Consider the following 15,683-nt stretch of genomic DNA (forward strand, 5'->3'; position numbering starts at 1 on the left):
AAATGGGAGTAGACGTGAATGTCATATTTCAAATCGCCGGAGTGGGAATCGTGGTCGCTTTTTTACACACGATATTGGATCAGATGGGCAAGAAAGAATATGCTCAGTGGGTGACGCTGTTAGGTTTTATCTATATTTTATTTATGGTCGCCACGATTGTAGATGACCTATTTAAAAAGATAAAAGCTGTGTTTTTATTCCAAGGATAGGGGGGCTTGCAGATTGACATTGTTCAAATTGTAGGTTTAGGGCTGATCGCCACCTTCCTTTCTTTAATTGTAAAAGAACAAAAGCCGACTTTTGCGTTTTTAATCGTCGTTTTTGCCGGATGTGCCATTTTTCTTTATTTGGTAGACCAAATCTACGACATTATTCGAATGATAGAAAAAATTGCGATTAATGCAAATGTCAACATGGTCTATGTTGAAACCATTTTAAAGATTATCGGAATCGCCTATATTGCTGAATTCGGGGCACAGCTCACAAAAGATGCCGGTCAAGGAGCCATCGCCTCGAAAATAGAATTGGCGGGGAAAATTTTAATACTCGTAATGGCTGTGCCTATTTTAACCGTCATTATCGAAACGATTCTCGGACTTATACCTTCTATGTCATAACCGAAAGGAGGCGGTAGATTGAAGCGCTTTCAATGGGTTTTGCTTTTGGCCGTGCTGATCATAGCAGGCCGTGCAGAAATTGTACAAGCAGCTGGTAATGCAGAGCAAACGGAAGACCATGCTGAAACAGCCGAGCAATTAGCGGAAAGGACAGCAGCCTCGCTTGAAACAGATAAGATCGGGGAATTTTGGAATGACATTATGACAGAATACGGCGGACTGCTGCCGGAAAGCCAAAAAGGCAGCTTAATGGAGTTTATCAATGGCGATAAATCATTCTCACCGCAAGAATGGCTGAAAGCTCTCTTTTCTTATTTGTTTCATGAAGTGCTTGCCAACGGAAAGCTGCTGGGCACATTGATTTTGCTCACGATTTTTTGCGTCATTCTGCAGCTTTTGCAAAATGCTTTTCAGCAAAGCACCGTCAGTAAGGTCGCTTACTCAATTGTGTACATGGTGCTGATTATCCTTGCGCTTAATAGCTTTCATGTGGCAATTAACTATGCAACTGAGGCGATTCAGACGATGACCAGCTTTATCCTGGCGCTCATTCCGCTCCTCTTGGCGCTTTTGGCTTCCTCAGGCGGAGCTGTATCTGCTGCCTTCTTTCATCCTGTTATCCTCTTCCTGATGAACACGAGCGGTCTCTTGATTCAGAATATCGTCATGCCGCTGATTTTTTTATCAGCGATTCTGAGCATTGTCAGCACGATGACTGAACAATACAAAGTAACGCAGCTGGCCAACCTGCTCAGAAATATCGCCATCGGAGCACTGGCTGTTTTTCTTACCATCTTTCTCGGCGTCATCTCTGTTCAGGGAGCCTCAGCTGCAGTGACAGACGGCATTACGCTCAGGACGGCTAAATTTATAACCGGAAATTTTATTCCTGTGCTTGGCCGAATGTTTACAGACGCAACAGATACAGTAATCAGCGCCTCTTTACTGCTGAAAAATACGGTAGGGATTCTCGGTGTCGCTATTTTGATCTGTATCGCGGCATTTCCGGCAATCAAAGTGCTTTCCCTCGCTTTTATTTATAAGCTGGCAGCCGCGATTCTTCAGCCGCTAGGAGGCGGGCCCGTCATCACCTGCCTCGACGTCATCAGCAAAAGCGTCATTTATATTTTTGCAGCTCTCGCCATTGTGTCTCTCATGTTTTTTTTAAGCCTTACTGTCATAATCACAGCTGGAAACCTCACGATGATGATGAAATGAAGGAGGCAGGCGAATGAGTTTTTTAACGGAATGGCTTACCACCATCGTGTTGTTTATCCTATTTGCAATTGTGATTGATATGCTGCTGCCGAGCTCCAGCATGCAAAAGTACGCAAAAATGGTAGTCAGCCTGCTCTTGATTGTCGTCATGCTTACGCCGATTTTTAAACTTTTCAAGACAGACCCCGAAGTCATTTTTGAATACCTCACAAAAAACGGGCAGTCAGAGTCTGCCGACATAAAAAATCAAATCAATTCAAAAAAAATAGAAATACAAGCTTCCCAGCGCGCATATATTCTAGAAGAAATGGCTGTCCAACTAAAAAAGAAAGCGGAGGAGAGATTCAGTCATGATGAATATAAAGTAGGCCGCATCAAACTCACGGCAGGAGAAAAGGTAGATTCAGAAGAGGATATTAAAACAATCAGCGTGTATATGGCCCCGTCTTCTGAAAAAACGGTCCAAACGGTCGCGCCGGTCCATATTGATACAGATCATGCATACGTAACAAAAGAAGCAGCCGAACAAAAAGAAGCCAAACAGATACAAACGCAGCTCGCGGACATTTGGGAAATCGGAAGTGAGAAAATTACGGTTCATATGGAAGGCGGGGAGAGTGTCGGCAATGAATAAAAACGGATTATGGAATGTATTGAAAAAGCAGTTTCTTCCGGGACAAACGAAGGACGGCGAAAAGCCGAAGCTGACCAAATATCATTACTTTCTATTCGTTTTTGTTCTCGGAGTTTCCTTTATGCTTGTCAGCCAGCTGTTTTCTTCACCTGAGAAAACTGAAAACGCCAAAACGATAACGGCCGTATCATCACAACATTCCGCAGACAGCAAAGAGAAAACAGCTGAAGTGTTTAAAGCCTCAAAATCTGATAAACCTAAAGACTCGATCGATGACTATGAAAAAGAATACGAAAATCAGCTGAAAGAAATCCTTGAAACAATCATTGGTGTGGACGATGTCTCGGTTGTCGTGAATGTAGATGCAACGTCGCTGAAAGTATACGAAAAAAACAAATCAAACAAAAATACAACCACTGAAGAAACTGACAAAGAAGGCGGGAAAAGAAGCGTTACAGACCAATCATCGGAGGAAGAAATCGTCATGATCAAAAACGGCGATAAAGAAACACCTGTCGTCGTCCAAACGAAAAAACCTGATATACGCGGTGTACTCGTTGTTGCTCAAGGAGTGGACAACGTTCAAATAAAACAAACCATTATCGAAGCGGTGACACGGGTCCTGGATGTTCCAAGCCACCGGGTTGCGGTTGCCCCTAAAAAAATAAAGGAGGATTCATAAATGCTTAAAAAACAAACCGTTTGGCTATTAACAATGCTCAGTCTTGTCGTGGTGTTAAGCGTCTACTATATCATGTCGCCGGAAAGCAAAAACGCCGTGCAGATGCAAAGTGAAAAAAGCGCGTCTGACAGCGGAGAGGTCGCAACTGAAAAAGCGCCTGCCAAGCAAGACACGAAGGAAAAAAGCGGTACAGAAACTGAAAAAGGAAAAGAAGATGGAACAAAGGGAACGAAAGATTCATCAGCAGACAAGGAAACATCCGCTGAAGCCAGTGAAAAAGGAACTGTTGTTACGGAAACAGCCGATGATGATCTGTTTACAACGTACCGTCTTGATTTAGAAGATGCCAGAAGCAAAGAAAGAGAAGAGCTGAATGCCATTGTGTCAAGCGATGATGCAACAGCCAAGGAGAAAAGCGAAGCATACGATAAAATGACGGCTCTCAGTGAAGTGGAAGGAACAGAAAAACAGCTTGAAACGCTGATTAAAACACAAGGTTACGAGGATGCGCTTGTTAATGCTGAAGGAGATAAAATCAATATTACAGTCAAATCAGACAAACACTCCAAATCGAAGGCGACAGCCATTATAGACCTTGTGGCAAAAGAAATCAAAACAATGAAAGATGTCGCTGTCACATTTGAACCATCCAAGTAAGAAAGAGGAAAAAGAAGCCCGCTAAACAAGCGGGCTTTTTGCGTTGCTGTCATATTAGAGTTGAATTCAAAAGTCCGCTCCTGTAAGATGAACATAGTATGTACTTTTAGTAGTAACCTATAAAAAAGAAATTTCATACATAGGAGTGCGATTGAATGTTAAATATCAAAGAAATCCACGAGCTGATTAAAGCAATTGACGAGTCTACAATTGACGAATTCGTATATGAAAATGAAGGTGTATCCTTAAAACTGAAAAAACACGAAGCAGGCACGGTTCAAGTCATGCAGCAGGCACCGGCAGCACCTGTACAAGCACAGGCTCCGCAGGCAGTTCAGCCGCAAGCGCAGCAAGCAGCGGCACCTGCCCAAGAAGCACCAAAGCAAGATGAGAATCTGCATAAAATCACTTCACCAATGGTAGGAACATTTTATGCTTCTTCATCACCGGAAGCTGGCCCGTATGTAACAGCCGGTTCAAAAGTAAATGAAAACACAGTTGTCTGCATTGTAGAAGCGATGAAGCTTTTCAACGAAATCGAAGCAGAAGTGAAAGGCGAAATCGTTGAAGTATTAGTAGAAAACGGCCAGCTGGTCGAATACGGACAACCTCTATTTCTTGTAAAAGCGGAGTAAGGAGACTGAACATGATTAAAAAGCTATTGATCGCCAACAGAGGAGAAATTGCTGTCAGAATCATCAGAGCCTGCAGAGAGCTCGGAATTGAGACTGTCGCTGTTTATTCAGAAGCTGATAAAGATGCCCTTCATGTTCAAATGGCCGATGAAGCTTTTTGTATCGGACCGAAAGCATCAAAAGACAGCTATTTAAACGTTACAAATATTGTGAGTGTTGCAAAGCTGACTGGCACGGACGCCATTCATCCGGGATACGGATTTTTAGCTGAAAATGCTGATTTCGCTGAATTATGTGAAGAAGTGAATGTCACGTTTGTCGGCCCGAGCGCTGACGCCATTTCAAAAATGGGAACAAAAGACGTTGCGCGGGAAACGATGAAACAGGCCGGCGTGCCAATCGTACCGGGTTCACAGGGAATTATAGAAAATGTGGAAGAAGCGGTTTCGCTTGCTAATGAAATTGGGTATCCTGTAATTATAAAAGCCACCGCAGGCGGAGGCGGAAAAGGAATTAGGGTTGCCCGCACTGAAGAGGAACTGATTAATGGCATTAAGATTACACAGCAGGAAGCGGCAACTGCATTCGGAAATCCAGGTGTATACATCGAAAAATACATAGAAGATTTTCGCCACGTTGAGATCCAAGTGCTTGCTGATAACTACGGAAATACGATCCATTTGGGCGAACGCGACTGCTCGATCCAAAGACGCCTGCAAAAGCTTTTGGAAGAATCACCATCTCCTGCCCTTGATTCAGAAATCAGGGAGCAAATGGGAGATGCAGCGGTAAAGGCTGCAAAAGCGGTTGGCTATACAGGTGCTGGAACAGTTGAATTTATCTATGACTACAATGAACAGCGCTATTACTTCATGGAAATGAACACGAGAATTCAGGTAGAGCACCCAGTCACAGAAATGGTGACGGGAACTGACCTGATCAAGGAACAAATCAAAGTGGCATCAGGAATGGAACTGAGCCTCAAGCAAGAAGATGTTGAATTTGAAGGCTGGGCCATCGAATGCCGAATCAACGCAGAAAACCCAAGTAAAAATTTCATGCCGTCACCTGGTGAAATTAAAATGTACCTGCCTCCTGGCGGTCTTGGTGTCCGTGTTGATTCAGCTGCGTACCCTGGCTATTCCATCCCACCGTACTATGACAGCATGATTGCAAAGGTAATCACATACGGAAAAACGAGGGATGAAGCGATTGCCCGCATGAAGCGCGCATTGAGCGAATTCGTCATCGAAGGCATTGAGACAACAATCCCTTTCCATTTAAAACTGCTTGAACACGAAACTTTTGTGAGCGGAGAGTTTAATACGAAATTTTTAGAAACATATGATGTAATGGGCTCATAATTTTTACGGAGGTGAATTGAATGAAAGACAACAGCTTGCTTAAAATGGATCACGAAGATACGCATTTGGGTAAGGTTGAGATTGCACCGGAGGTCATTGAGGTCATTGCCGGCATTGCAGCATCAGAAGTTGATGGGGTTGCCGAAATGCGCGGAAACTTTGCGACAGGCGTCGTTGAGCGCTTTGGCAAAGTGAATCATGGCAAAGGTGTCAAAGTCGACCTGGCGGATGACGGAATTACGATCGATGTATACTGTGTCGTTACATTTGGCGTTTCGATTCCGAAAGTTGCAGCATCCGTTCAGGAAAACATTCGTCAAACCTTATTAAATATGACGTCTCTTTCGATTAACGAGATCAATATTCACATCGTCGGCATTCAATTTGACACAAAAGCCCAAGAAGTCCAAATCGACGAAGAAATGTAAATGGCTTAACACGAAACCAAGGGGAGGGCGGCCCTTTGGTTTTTTTACACGTTACCCTTTATTTCAAAGCATGAAGAAAGCCGGCTTACATAGCCGAGTTTCTTCATGAATGTGAAATCCGAATAATCATATTAAGGTGTGTGAAAATATTCGGTAATAGGGTAAAAAAACCTTGATTTCAATATGCGGATACGAAAAAAATATGTTATGATCTCTTTGTGGCTTAACGACAAGCGGATAAAGAGGATCAAAGGAGAAAGAAAATGAAAAGAAGAACAGCAAGAGAAAAAGCTTTGCAGGCACTATTTCAAATTGATGTCAGCGATATTGCAGTGAATGAAGCCATAGAACACGCACTGGATGAAGAAAAAACAGATCCTTTCTTTGAACAGCTTGTACACGGGGTATTGGAACACCAAGACCAGCTGGATGAAATGATCTCCAAGCATCTGGTGAATTGGAAGCTCGATCGGATTGCCAATGTTGACCGTGCGATTTTGCGCCTGGCAGCATATGAAATGGCATATGCCGAAGACATTCCGGTGAATGTCTCCATGAACGAAGCGATTGAGCTGGCAAAACGGTTTGGTGATGACAAAGCGACAAAGTTTGTAAACGGGGTTCTTTCTAACATTAAATCTGATATTGAACAATCATAGGAGGAAAGAAAATGACTGCAACAATCATCGACGGAAAAGAAACGGCTAGAGAAAAACGCGAACAATTGGCAAAAGAGGTAGAAGAGCTTAAAAAGCAAGGCGTCACTCCCGGACTGGCGGTTATTTTGATTGGAGATGATCCTGCTTCTCACTCTTACGTGCGAGGAAAGAAAAAAGCGGCAGAAACAATGGGAATGAATTTCAAGCTCGATCAATTTGACAGCAGCCTCACAGAAGCTGAACTGCTTTCCATTATTGATCAATATAACCAAGACCCTGAGTTTCATGGCATTCTCGTTCAGCTTCCGCTCCCAGACCATATTTCTGAAAAAGCGGTGATCGAACGTATCTCCCCTGATAAAGATGTAGACGGTTTTCATCCGTTAAACGTAGGGAAAATGCTGCTTGGCGAAGATACGTTTCTTCCTTGCACGCCTCATGGAATTGTTGAGCTTTTGAAGAAAACCAATATTGACCTTTCCGGTAAAGAGGTTGTTGTAGTCGGCCGAAGCAACATTGTCGGCAAACCTGTCGGCCAGCTTTTATTAAATGAAAACGCGACGGTTACTTACTGTCATTCAAGAACAGAAAATATTACTGAACATACGAAAAAAGCGGACATCCTGGTGGTGGCAGTCGGCAGAGCCAACTTCATCAGTGCAGACCAGATCAAAGAGGGCGCTGTTGTCATTGACGTCGGCGTTAACCGTCTGGAAAACGGAAAGCTTTGCGGAGACGTTGAATTTGAAGGGGCAAAGGAAAAAGCGTCCTTCATCACGCCGGTTCCGGGCGGAGTAGGTCCGATGACCATCACGATGCTTGCGCATAATACTGTTAAATCTGCGAAACGTACGTTATCATAGATAATTGGAGATATTCACAGGCGAAATGTTTGCCCGCCTTGAATATGAGCACGATACCCGCTTCTTCAGGCTCCTAAAGCCAGGGCGGGTTTTCTTTAGTTATGGTGCAGGAATGCTTAGGAGAGGAGTTTTTAGACATGGGTGAAGCAGCGTATGTGACCGTCTCAGCGCTGACAAAGTATATAAAACGAAAATTCGATGTAGATCCTCACCTTGAAAATATTTGGATTAAAGGCGAATTGTCGAATGTAAAGATACACACACGAGGGCATATTTATTTCACTTTAAAAGACGAAAACGCAAGAATGCAGTCGGTGATGTTCGCGAGACAAAGCGAGCGTCTGCCTTTTAAACCTGAAAACGGAATGAAAGTGCTGGTAAGAGGCGGAATTTCCGTATATGAACCGAGCGGAAACTATCAATTATATGCCAAAGAAATGCAGCCTGACGGGGTTGGAGCGCTTTATTTAGCGTACGAAGAATTAAAAAAGAAGCTTGCCGGAGAAGGTTTATTTGACGACCGCTACAAAAAACAAATCCCCGCATTTCCAGCCACAATCGGGGTTGTGACATCTCCAACGGGTGCCGCTGTCAGAGACGTTATTACAACTCTAAAAAGAAGATATCCCCTTGTAAAAGTCATTGTTCTTCCAGCGCTCGTACAAGGTGAAAATGCGAGCAGATCCATCGTTACGCGCATTGAAGAGGCAAATGAAAAAGAGATTTGCGACGTATTAATTGTCGGGAGAGGCGGCGGTTCGATAGAAGAACTGTGGGCATTCAATGAAGAAATTGTAGCACGCGCCATCTTTGCTTCCAATATTCCGATTATATCGGCAGTCGGACATGAGACGGATTTTACGATCAGTGATTTTGTCGCCGATATCAGAGCTGCGACGCCGACAGGAGCAGCTGAGATTGCTGTGCCTCATACCACTGATTTAATCGAACGGACAAAAACAGCGGAAGTCAGAATGACAAGAGCAATGCAGCAGCATCTCGGCCAGAAAAAAGAACGGATACAAACGCTGCAATCGTCCTATGCCTTTCGTTTTCCAAAGCGTTTGTATGCGCAAAAAGAGCAGCAGTTTGACCTCGCGTACCAGCAGTTTCAAGCACAGCTGACCGCTCTTTTAGATCGGAAAAGCAGACAGCTGGAGCGTGAAACGTACAGATTAGAGGCACTGCATCCTCATGAACAGCTGAAACAAGCAAGAACACGATACCAGGAACAAACAAATCAGCTGAGAAAAAATATGAATATCCAAATGAAGCAGCTGCATTCCCAATTTCAAACCGTTCTTGGCAAGCTGAATGCACTAAGTCCTCTTCAAGTGATGGAGAGAGGATACAGCTTGGCTTATAAAGAAGATAAACTCATTAAAAGTGTCAGTCAAATAGAAGAGCAGGACCGGCTTGAAGTCAAGCTGAAGGATGGCGTGCTGACCTGTGAAGTATTAGAAAAGAGAGGGGAAGAAAAATGACAGACGTGAAAAAAAATGAAAACATGACATTTGAAGAAGCGATGAAAGGGCTTGAGAGCATTGTATCAAAGCTTGAAGAGGGAGATGTGCCTCTAGAGCAAGCCATTAACTATTTCCAAGAAGGCATGGCTCTGTCAAAAATGTGCCATGAAAAGCTGCAAAAAGTCGAAAAGCAAATGGACTTCATTTTAAAAGAAGACGGCGAACTGGCACCTTTCAGTGTTCAGGAGGAAGACGAAGGTGACAAATAAATTAACGAGCTTTCTGGCGGACCGGAAAAAAACAATTGAAAATCAGCTTTCTGTCTATACAGAAAAGCTTGATATGCCGGACTCATTAAAGAAGTCTATGCTGTATTCTCTACAGGCCGGCGGAAAGCGGTTGCGGCCTCTGATTGTACTGGCTGTTTTAAACGCATATGGAAAAAGCGAAAAAGACGGCATTCCGGTGGGCTGTGCTGTCGAAATGATTCACACGTATTCGTTAATTCATGATGATCTTCCATGCATGGATGATGACGATTTGCGCCGTGGGAAGCCGACAAACCATAAAGTGTTTGGTGAAGCGACGGCAGTATTAGCGGGTGACGGGCTGCTCACAGAAAGCTTTAAGCTGATTACCTCCCACGTGTCAGACGAGGTGTCAGCAGAAAAGCGCCTGCGGCTTGTGAATGAACTGATTTCAGCGGCAGGCACCGAAGGCATGGTCGGTGGGCAAGTAGCTGATATGGAAGCGGAAAACCGACAAGTCACGCTTGAAGAGCTCGAATCCATTCATGAACGGAAAACTGCCAAGCTCCTTGGCTTTTGTGTAATCGCCGGTGCTATTTTGGCTGATGCGCCTGAGGAAGACATTGAAACACTGCGTACCTTCAGCAGCCATATTGGAATCGGATTTCAAATCAGAGACGATATTTTAGATTTAGAAGGCAGTGAAGAGAAAATCGGCAAACGTGTCGGCTCGGATACCACAAATGACAAATCGACATACCCATCGCTTCTTTCATTGGAAGGGGCCAAACATAAATTGGATGTTCATATAAAAGAGGCGAAGCGATTGATCGGCGGACTCTCTCTTCAAAAAGACCTTTTATATGAGCTTTGTGATTTAATTGCGGCAAGAGATCACTAAAACGATCCTAATTTGAAGCGGCTGCACGAGATATGGTAAAATGTAAGCAGTTTATATGAAAAATGAAAAGGAAAAGCGCGTTTGTCTTTTTTTATGTCTGAGATTATTGTCAGCTCGGCATGCAAAAGACATGTATCATTGCAGAAATTCATGCTGAAAGTGAGTTGATCCGCTTTGGATCTTTTATCAATACAGGACCCGTCGTTTTTAAAAAACATGTCCATTGATGAATTAGAGAAATTAAGTGATGAAATCCGTCAGTTTTTAATTACAAGTTTATCCGCTTCCGGCGGCCACATCGGCCCAAACTTAGGTGTCGTAGAGCTTACTATTGCTTTGCATAAGGAATTTAACAGCCCGAAAGACAAATTTTTATGGGATGTAGGCCATCAATCGTATGTCCATAAGCTGCTGACAGGACGCGGAAAAGAATTTGCGACGCTTCGCCAGTACAAAGGGCTTTGCGGATTTCCAAAGCGGAGTGAAAGCGAGCACGATGTTTGGGAAACCGGGCACAGCTCGACTTCTCTGTCAGGCGCGATGGGAATGGCAGCTGCCCGTGATATTAAAGGAACGGATGAATATATTATTCCGATCATTGGTGACGGCGCGCTGACCGGCGGAATGGCGCTCGAAGCCCTTAACCACATCGGCGACGAGAAAAAAGACATGATTGTCATCCTTAATGATAATGAAATGAGTATTGCGCCAAATGTCGGTGCCATTCACTCTATGCTCGGACGGCTCCGTACTGCGGGGAAATACCAGTGGGTCAAAGATGAGCTTGAATACTTATTTAAAAAGATTCCGGCAGTTGGGGGCAAGCTTGCCGCCACGGCGGAACGAGTCAAAGACAGCCTGAAATACATGCTCGTCTCCGGAATGTTTTTCGAGGAGCTCGGTTTTACGTATTTGGGCCCGGTGGACGGACATTCTTATCATGAGCTGATTGAGAATCTTCAATACGCCAAAAAAACGAAAGGCCCTGTTCTTCTGCATGTCATCACGAAAAAAGGGAAGGGGTACAAACCGGCTGAGACCGATACGATTGGGACATGGCATGGTACCGGACCATATAAAATTAATACCGGTGACTTTGTAAAGCCGAAAGCCGCAGCTCCTTCGTGGAGCGGTCTTGTCAGCGGAACTGTGCAGCGAATGGCGCGCGAGGACGGACGCATTGTAGCCATTACGCCGGCTATGCCTGTCGGTTCAAAGCTTGAAGGTTTCGCAAAGGAATTCCCTGACCGGATGTTCGACGTAGGAATCGCAGAACAGCATGCCGCAACGATGGCGGCAGCTATGGCAATGCAGGGTATGAAGCCGTTTTTGGCGATTTACTCAACCTTCCTGCAAAGGGCATATGACCAAGTTGTCCATGACATCTGCCGCCAAAACGCCAATGTGTTTATTGGAATTGACCGTGCAGGACTCGTTGGCGCTGATGGAGAGACACATCAAGGCGTGTTTGATATTGCGTTTATGCGCCACATTCCAAACATGGTCTTAATGATGCCGAAAGACGAAAATGAAGGCCAGCACATGGTTCATACAGCACTTAGCTATGACGAAGGCCCGATAGCGATGCGTTTTCCGCGCGGAAACGGACTCGGCGTAAAAATGGATGAACAGTTGAAAACGATTCCGATCGGTACGTGGGAGGTGCTGCGTCCGGGGAACGATGCTGTCATCTTAACATTCGGCACAACAATCGAAATGGCGATTGAAGCAGCCGAAGAGCTGCAGAAAGAAGGCCTTTCCGTGCGCGTTGTGAATGCGCGTTTTATTAAGCCGATTGATGAAAAGATGATGAAGAGTATCCTAAAAGAAGGCTTGCCAATTTTAACAATTGAAGAAGCGGTCTTAGAAGGCGGTTTCGGAAGCTCGATTTTAGAATTCGCTCATGATCAAGGTGAATATCATACTCCGATCGACAGAATGGGTATACCTGATCGGTTTATTGAACACGGAAGCGTAACAGCGCTTCTTGAGGAAATTGGACTGACAAAACAGCAGGTGGCAAATCGTATTAGATTACTGATGCCGCCAAAGACACACAAAGGAATTGGATCATGACGTCAAAGAAAGAACGATTAGATGTATTATTAGTGGAAAGAGGGCTGGCGGAAACGCGTGAAAAAGCCAAAAGAGCCATTATGGCGGGGATCGTCTATTCAAACGAAAACCGCTTGGACAAGCCTGGAGAAAAAATTGACCGCGACCTTCCGTTAACCGTCAAAGGAAACCCGTTGAGGTATGTGAGCAGGGGCGGCTTAAAGCTCGAAAAAGCGTTGAAGGAATTTCCCGTCTCTGTCAAAGATAAAATTATGATTGATATTGGCTCCTCCACCGGCGGTTTTACGGACTGCGCTTTGCAAAATGGAGCTAAACAGTCATACGCTGTGGATGTAGGCTATAATCAGCTTGCATGGAAGCTTAGACAGGATGAACGGGTCGTCGTGATGGAACGGACGAACTTTCGTTATGCAACACCGGCAGACTTTACAAAGGGCATGCCGGAGTTTGCCACAATTGATGTGTCCTTTATTTCACTGCGGCTCATCCTGCCTGTCCTAAGGACTTTACTCGTACCGGGCAGCGACTGCATGGCTCTAGTTAAGCCTCAGTTTGAAGCGGGACGGGAATCCGTCGGCAAAAAAGGGATTGTCAGAGATCCTAAAGTGCATGCAGATGTGCTCAAGCGAATGATCAGTTTTTCTGCCGCTGAAGGCTATATCTGTAAAGGCTTGTCATTTTCTCCAATCACGGGAGGAGACGGAAATATTGAGTTTCTCCTTCATTTGCATTGGCCGGGAGAGGGACAGGAAGGCCAGGAGCTGCCGGAAGAAGAGATCATGCGCGTTGTAGAAGAAGCACATAAGACGTTAAAAGAAAAAAAAGCAGATGTACCGGAATAATAGGGCGCTATTATTCCTTTTTTCTGCATTCATGTACAATGTGCAGAGAATCATATAACATAAAAGAACAGATAAGCTTGGAAATAGAGGTGCTTACATGAACAAAGGCCAGAGGCATATTAAAATCAGAGAGATCATTACAAGCAATGAAATCGAAACGCAGGATGAATTGGTCGACATGCTAAAGCAGGATGGATACAAAGTAACGCAAGCCACGGTATCACGGGATATTAAAGAACTTCACCTTGTAAAAGTGCCTACAAATAATGGTTCTTACAAATACAGTCTTCCGGCGGACCAGCGTTTCAATCCGCTGTCTAAGCTAAAGCGGGCCTTGATGGACGCATTTGTGAAAATAGACTCTGCAAGCCATATGATCGTACTGAAAACGATGCCGGGCAATGCTCAGGCAATCGGGGCGCTGATGGACAATTTGGACTGGGATGAAATTATGGGGACCATTTGCGGAGATGACACGATTTTAATTATTTGCCGGACTCCTGAAGATACAGACGGTGTAAAAAACAGGCTCCTTGAACTGCTGTAACAGAAATTCTAACAAAGATAAGAGGTGTAATGCTGTTTGTTAGCTGAACTATCGATTAAAAACTTTGCCATTATTGAGGAACTGACGGTTTCTTTTGAACGCGGGCTTACGGTTTTAACAGGAGAAACCGGAGCCGGCAAATCCATTATCATAGATGCCATTTCTCTTTTAGTCGGAGGCCGCGGATCATCTGAATTTGTTAGATATGGGGAAGCAAAAGCCGAACTTGAAGGGCTGTTTCTGTTGGAGAGCGGCCATCCTGTTTTAGGCGTATGCGCTGAGCAGGGAATCGACGTTTCAGACGAAATGATCGTCATGAGAAGGGATATCAGCACGAGCGGGAAAAGCGTTTGCCGTGTCAATGGCAAGCTTGTCACGATTGCCTCGCTAAGAGAGATCGGCAGGCTTTTATTAGATATTCACGGGCAGCACGATAACCAGCTGTTAATGGAAGACGAAAATCATCTCCAGCTTTTGGACAAGTTTGCCGGGGCCGAAGTGGAAAGCGCGCTCAAAACGTATCAGGAAGGATACCAGCGGTATATGAAGCTGCTCAAAAAGCTTAAGCAGCTTTCTGAAAGCGAACAGGAAATGGCCCATCGTCTTGATCTTATTCAATTTCAGCTCGAAGAAATCGAATCGGCAAAGCTTGAGCTTAACGAAGATAAACAGCTCCAAGAAGAGCGCCAGGAAATTTCAAACTTTGAGAAGATATATGAATCGCTGCAAAATGCATATAACGCGCTTCGCAGTGAGCAGGGCGGATTGGACTGGGTCGGAATGGCTTCAGCGCAGCTTGAAGATATCTCTGATATTAACGAACCGCTGAAAAAACTGTCTGAAAGTGTTTCGAACTCCTACTATTTGCTTGAGGATGCCACATTTCAGATGAGAAATATGCTGGATGAGCTTGAATTTGATCCGGAACGCTTGAACTATATTGAGACACGACTTAATGAAATCAAACAGCTGAAACGAAAATACGGTGCCACTGTTGAAGACATTTTGGAATATGCTTCTAAAATTGAAGAAGAGATTGACCAAATTGAAAACAGGGACAGCCACCTTCAAAGCTTGAAAAAGGAGCTTGACTCCGTCGGCAAAGATGTCGCAGTGGAAGCGGCAAATGTGTCACAAATCCGAAAAACATGGGCGAAAAAGCTGGCTGATGAGATTCATCGGGAATTAAAAAGCCTGTACATGGAAAAATCAACTTTCGATACGGAATTTAAGGTCAGAACAGTGTCACGCAATGAAGAGGCGCCGCTTGTAAACGGCCAGCCCGTTCAGTTGACTGAACAAGGGATTGACCTGGTGAAGTTTTTAATTTCAACCAATACAGGCGAGCCGCTGAAATCCCTTTCGAAAGTCGCTTCAGGTGGAGAGCTGTCACGGGTGATGCTTGCCATAAAAAGCATTTTCTCCTCACAACAGGATGTGACATCGATCATTTTTGACGAGGTTGATACCGGTGTAAGCGGCAGGGTCGCACAGGCAATCGCTGAGAAGATCCATAAGGTGTCAATAGGTTCACAAGTGCTGTGCATTACACACCTGCCTCAGGTGGCTGCCATGGCCGATACGCATCTTTATATTGCGAAGGAGTTAAAAGACGGCAGAACGACGACACGTGTCAAGCCGCTCTCTAAGCAGGAAAAGGTAGCGGAAATCGGACGCATGATTGCAGGTGTCGAAGTAACCGACTTAACGAAACGCCATGCGAAAGAACTTTTAAAACAAGCGGATCAAGTCAAAACAACTGGGTAAGCTGCGCGAGAAGCGCAGCTTATTTTTTTCGTGCACATCCATTCGTTCATCAGTATATCCAATGTTTTTCTTCATATGA

18 protein-coding genes are annotated in these 15,683 nt (G+C 44.6%); all 18 read left to right on the forward strand.

Annotation, left to right across the window (positions count from 1 at the left end; genetic code table 11):
- Nucleotides 1-2: 2 nt before the first annotated feature.
- The 18 genes from spoIIIAC (at nt 3) to recN (ending at nt 15,604) form a co-directional block, all read left to right on the forward strand.
- Nucleotides 3-209: a stage III sporulation protein AC gene (gene spoIIIAC, locus M1D94_RS09160; RefSeq protein WP_003153142.1), complete on the forward strand. Its 207-nt coding sequence runs from the start codon at nt 3-5 to the stop codon at nt 207-209.
- A 6-nt stretch (nt 210-215) separates the two neighbouring features.
- Nucleotides 216-617, forward strand: a complete 402-nt coding sequence (gene spoIIIAD, locus M1D94_RS09165) for a stage III sporulation protein AD (RefSeq protein WP_003230228.1) — start codon at nt 216-218, stop codon at nt 615-617.
- 18 nt (nt 618-635) lie between these two features.
- On the forward strand, nt 636-1,835 hold the full coding sequence (gene spoIIIAE / locus M1D94_RS09170) for a stage III sporulation protein AE (RefSeq protein ID WP_003230230.1): 1,200 nt from the start codon (nt 636-638) through the stop codon (nt 1,833-1,835).
- A 13-nt stretch (nt 1,836-1,848) separates the two neighbouring features.
- Nucleotides 1,849-2,469 (forward strand): stage III sporulation protein AF, encoded by a 621-nt coding sequence (spoIIIAF, locus tag M1D94_RS09175; protein WP_003230233.1) that lies wholly within the window; start codon nt 1,849-1,851, stop codon nt 2,467-2,469.
- Nucleotides 2,462-3,151 (forward strand): stage III sporulation protein AG, encoded by a 690-nt coding sequence (spoIIIAG, locus tag M1D94_RS09180; RefSeq protein ID WP_003230248.1) that lies wholly within the window; start codon nt 2,462-2,464, stop codon nt 3,149-3,151. The genes spoIIIAF and spoIIIAG overlap by 8 nt, the downstream gene beginning before the upstream one ends.
- Complete coding sequence (gene spoIIIAH, locus M1D94_RS09185; RefSeq protein WP_003230250.1) at nt 3,152-3,808, forward strand: stage III sporulation ratchet engulfment protein SpoIIIAH; 657 nt, start codon at nt 3,152-3,154, stop codon at nt 3,806-3,808.
- Nucleotides 3,809-3,963: 155 nt separating this feature from the next.
- Entirely contained in the window at nt 3,964-4,443 is a 480-nt protein-coding gene (gene accB, locus M1D94_RS09190) for an acetyl-CoA carboxylase biotin carboxyl carrier protein (RefSeq protein WP_003230252.1), read from the forward strand.
- Nucleotides 4,444-4,454: 11 nt separating this feature from the next.
- Nucleotides 4,455-5,807: an acetyl-CoA carboxylase biotin carboxylase subunit gene (gene accC, locus M1D94_RS09195; RefSeq protein WP_003230253.1), complete on the forward strand. Its 1,353-nt coding sequence runs from the start codon at nt 4,455-4,457 to the stop codon at nt 5,805-5,807.
- A 20-nt stretch (nt 5,808-5,827) separates the two neighbouring features.
- A complete protein-coding gene (gene yqhY / locus M1D94_RS09200; protein ID WP_003230254.1) occupies nt 5,828-6,235 on the forward strand; it encodes a fatty acid biosynthesis protein YqhY in 408 nt (135 codons plus the stop codon).
- A 263-nt stretch (nt 6,236-6,498) separates the two neighbouring features.
- Nucleotides 6,499-6,894 (forward strand): transcription antitermination factor NusB, encoded by a 396-nt coding sequence (gene nusB / locus M1D94_RS09205; RefSeq protein ID WP_003230256.1) that lies wholly within the window; start codon nt 6,499-6,501, stop codon nt 6,892-6,894.
- Nucleotides 6,895-6,905: 11 nt separating this feature from the next.
- Nucleotides 6,906-7,757, forward strand: a complete 852-nt coding sequence (folD, locus tag M1D94_RS09210) for a bifunctional methylenetetrahydrofolate dehydrogenase/methenyltetrahydrofolate cyclohydrolase FolD (RefSeq protein WP_003230259.1) — start codon at nt 6,906-6,908, stop codon at nt 7,755-7,757.
- Between the two features lie 137 nt (nt 7,758-7,894).
- The gene (gene xseA / locus M1D94_RS09215) at nt 7,895-9,241 is read left to right on the forward strand and encodes an exodeoxyribonuclease VII large subunit (RefSeq protein ID WP_015251733.1); all 1,347 of its coding nucleotides are present in this window, start codon (nt 7,895-7,897) and stop codon (nt 9,239-9,241) included.
- Nucleotides 9,238-9,492, forward strand: coding sequence for an exodeoxyribonuclease VII small subunit (locus tag M1D94_RS09220; RefSeq protein ID WP_003226409.1), 255 nt, complete (start codon nt 9,238-9,240; stop codon nt 9,490-9,492). The genes xseA and M1D94_RS09220 overlap by 4 nt, the downstream gene beginning before the upstream one ends.
- A complete protein-coding gene (locus M1D94_RS09225; protein WP_003230262.1) occupies nt 9,482-10,372 on the forward strand; it encodes a polyprenyl synthetase family protein in 891 nt (296 codons plus the stop codon). The genes M1D94_RS09220 and M1D94_RS09225 overlap by 11 nt, the downstream gene beginning before the upstream one ends.
- A 174-nt stretch (nt 10,373-10,546) precedes the next feature.
- Nucleotides 10,547-12,448: a 1-deoxy-D-xylulose-5-phosphate synthase gene (dxs, locus tag M1D94_RS09230; protein WP_015384069.1), complete on the forward strand. Its 1,902-nt coding sequence runs from the start codon at nt 10,547-10,549 to the stop codon at nt 12,446-12,448.
- Nucleotides 12,445-13,290, forward strand: a complete 846-nt coding sequence (locus M1D94_RS09235; protein ID WP_003230264.1) for a TlyA family RNA methyltransferase — start codon at nt 12,445-12,447, stop codon at nt 13,288-13,290. Before dxs ends, M1D94_RS09235 begins: the two co-directional genes overlap by 4 nt.
- A gap of 97 nt (nt 13,291-13,387) precedes the next feature.
- Complete coding sequence (gene argR, locus M1D94_RS09240; RefSeq protein WP_014114358.1) at nt 13,388-13,837, forward strand: arginine repressor ArgR; 450 nt, start codon at nt 13,388-13,390, stop codon at nt 13,835-13,837.
- Between the two features lie 36 nt (nt 13,838-13,873).
- A complete protein-coding gene (gene recN / locus M1D94_RS09245; protein ID WP_424935070.1) occupies nt 13,874-15,604 on the forward strand; it encodes a DNA repair protein RecN in 1,731 nt (576 codons plus the stop codon).
- Nucleotides 15,605-15,683 lie beyond the last annotated feature (79 nt).

The sequence above is a fragment of the Bacillus sp. JZ109 genome (assembly GCF_053903135.1).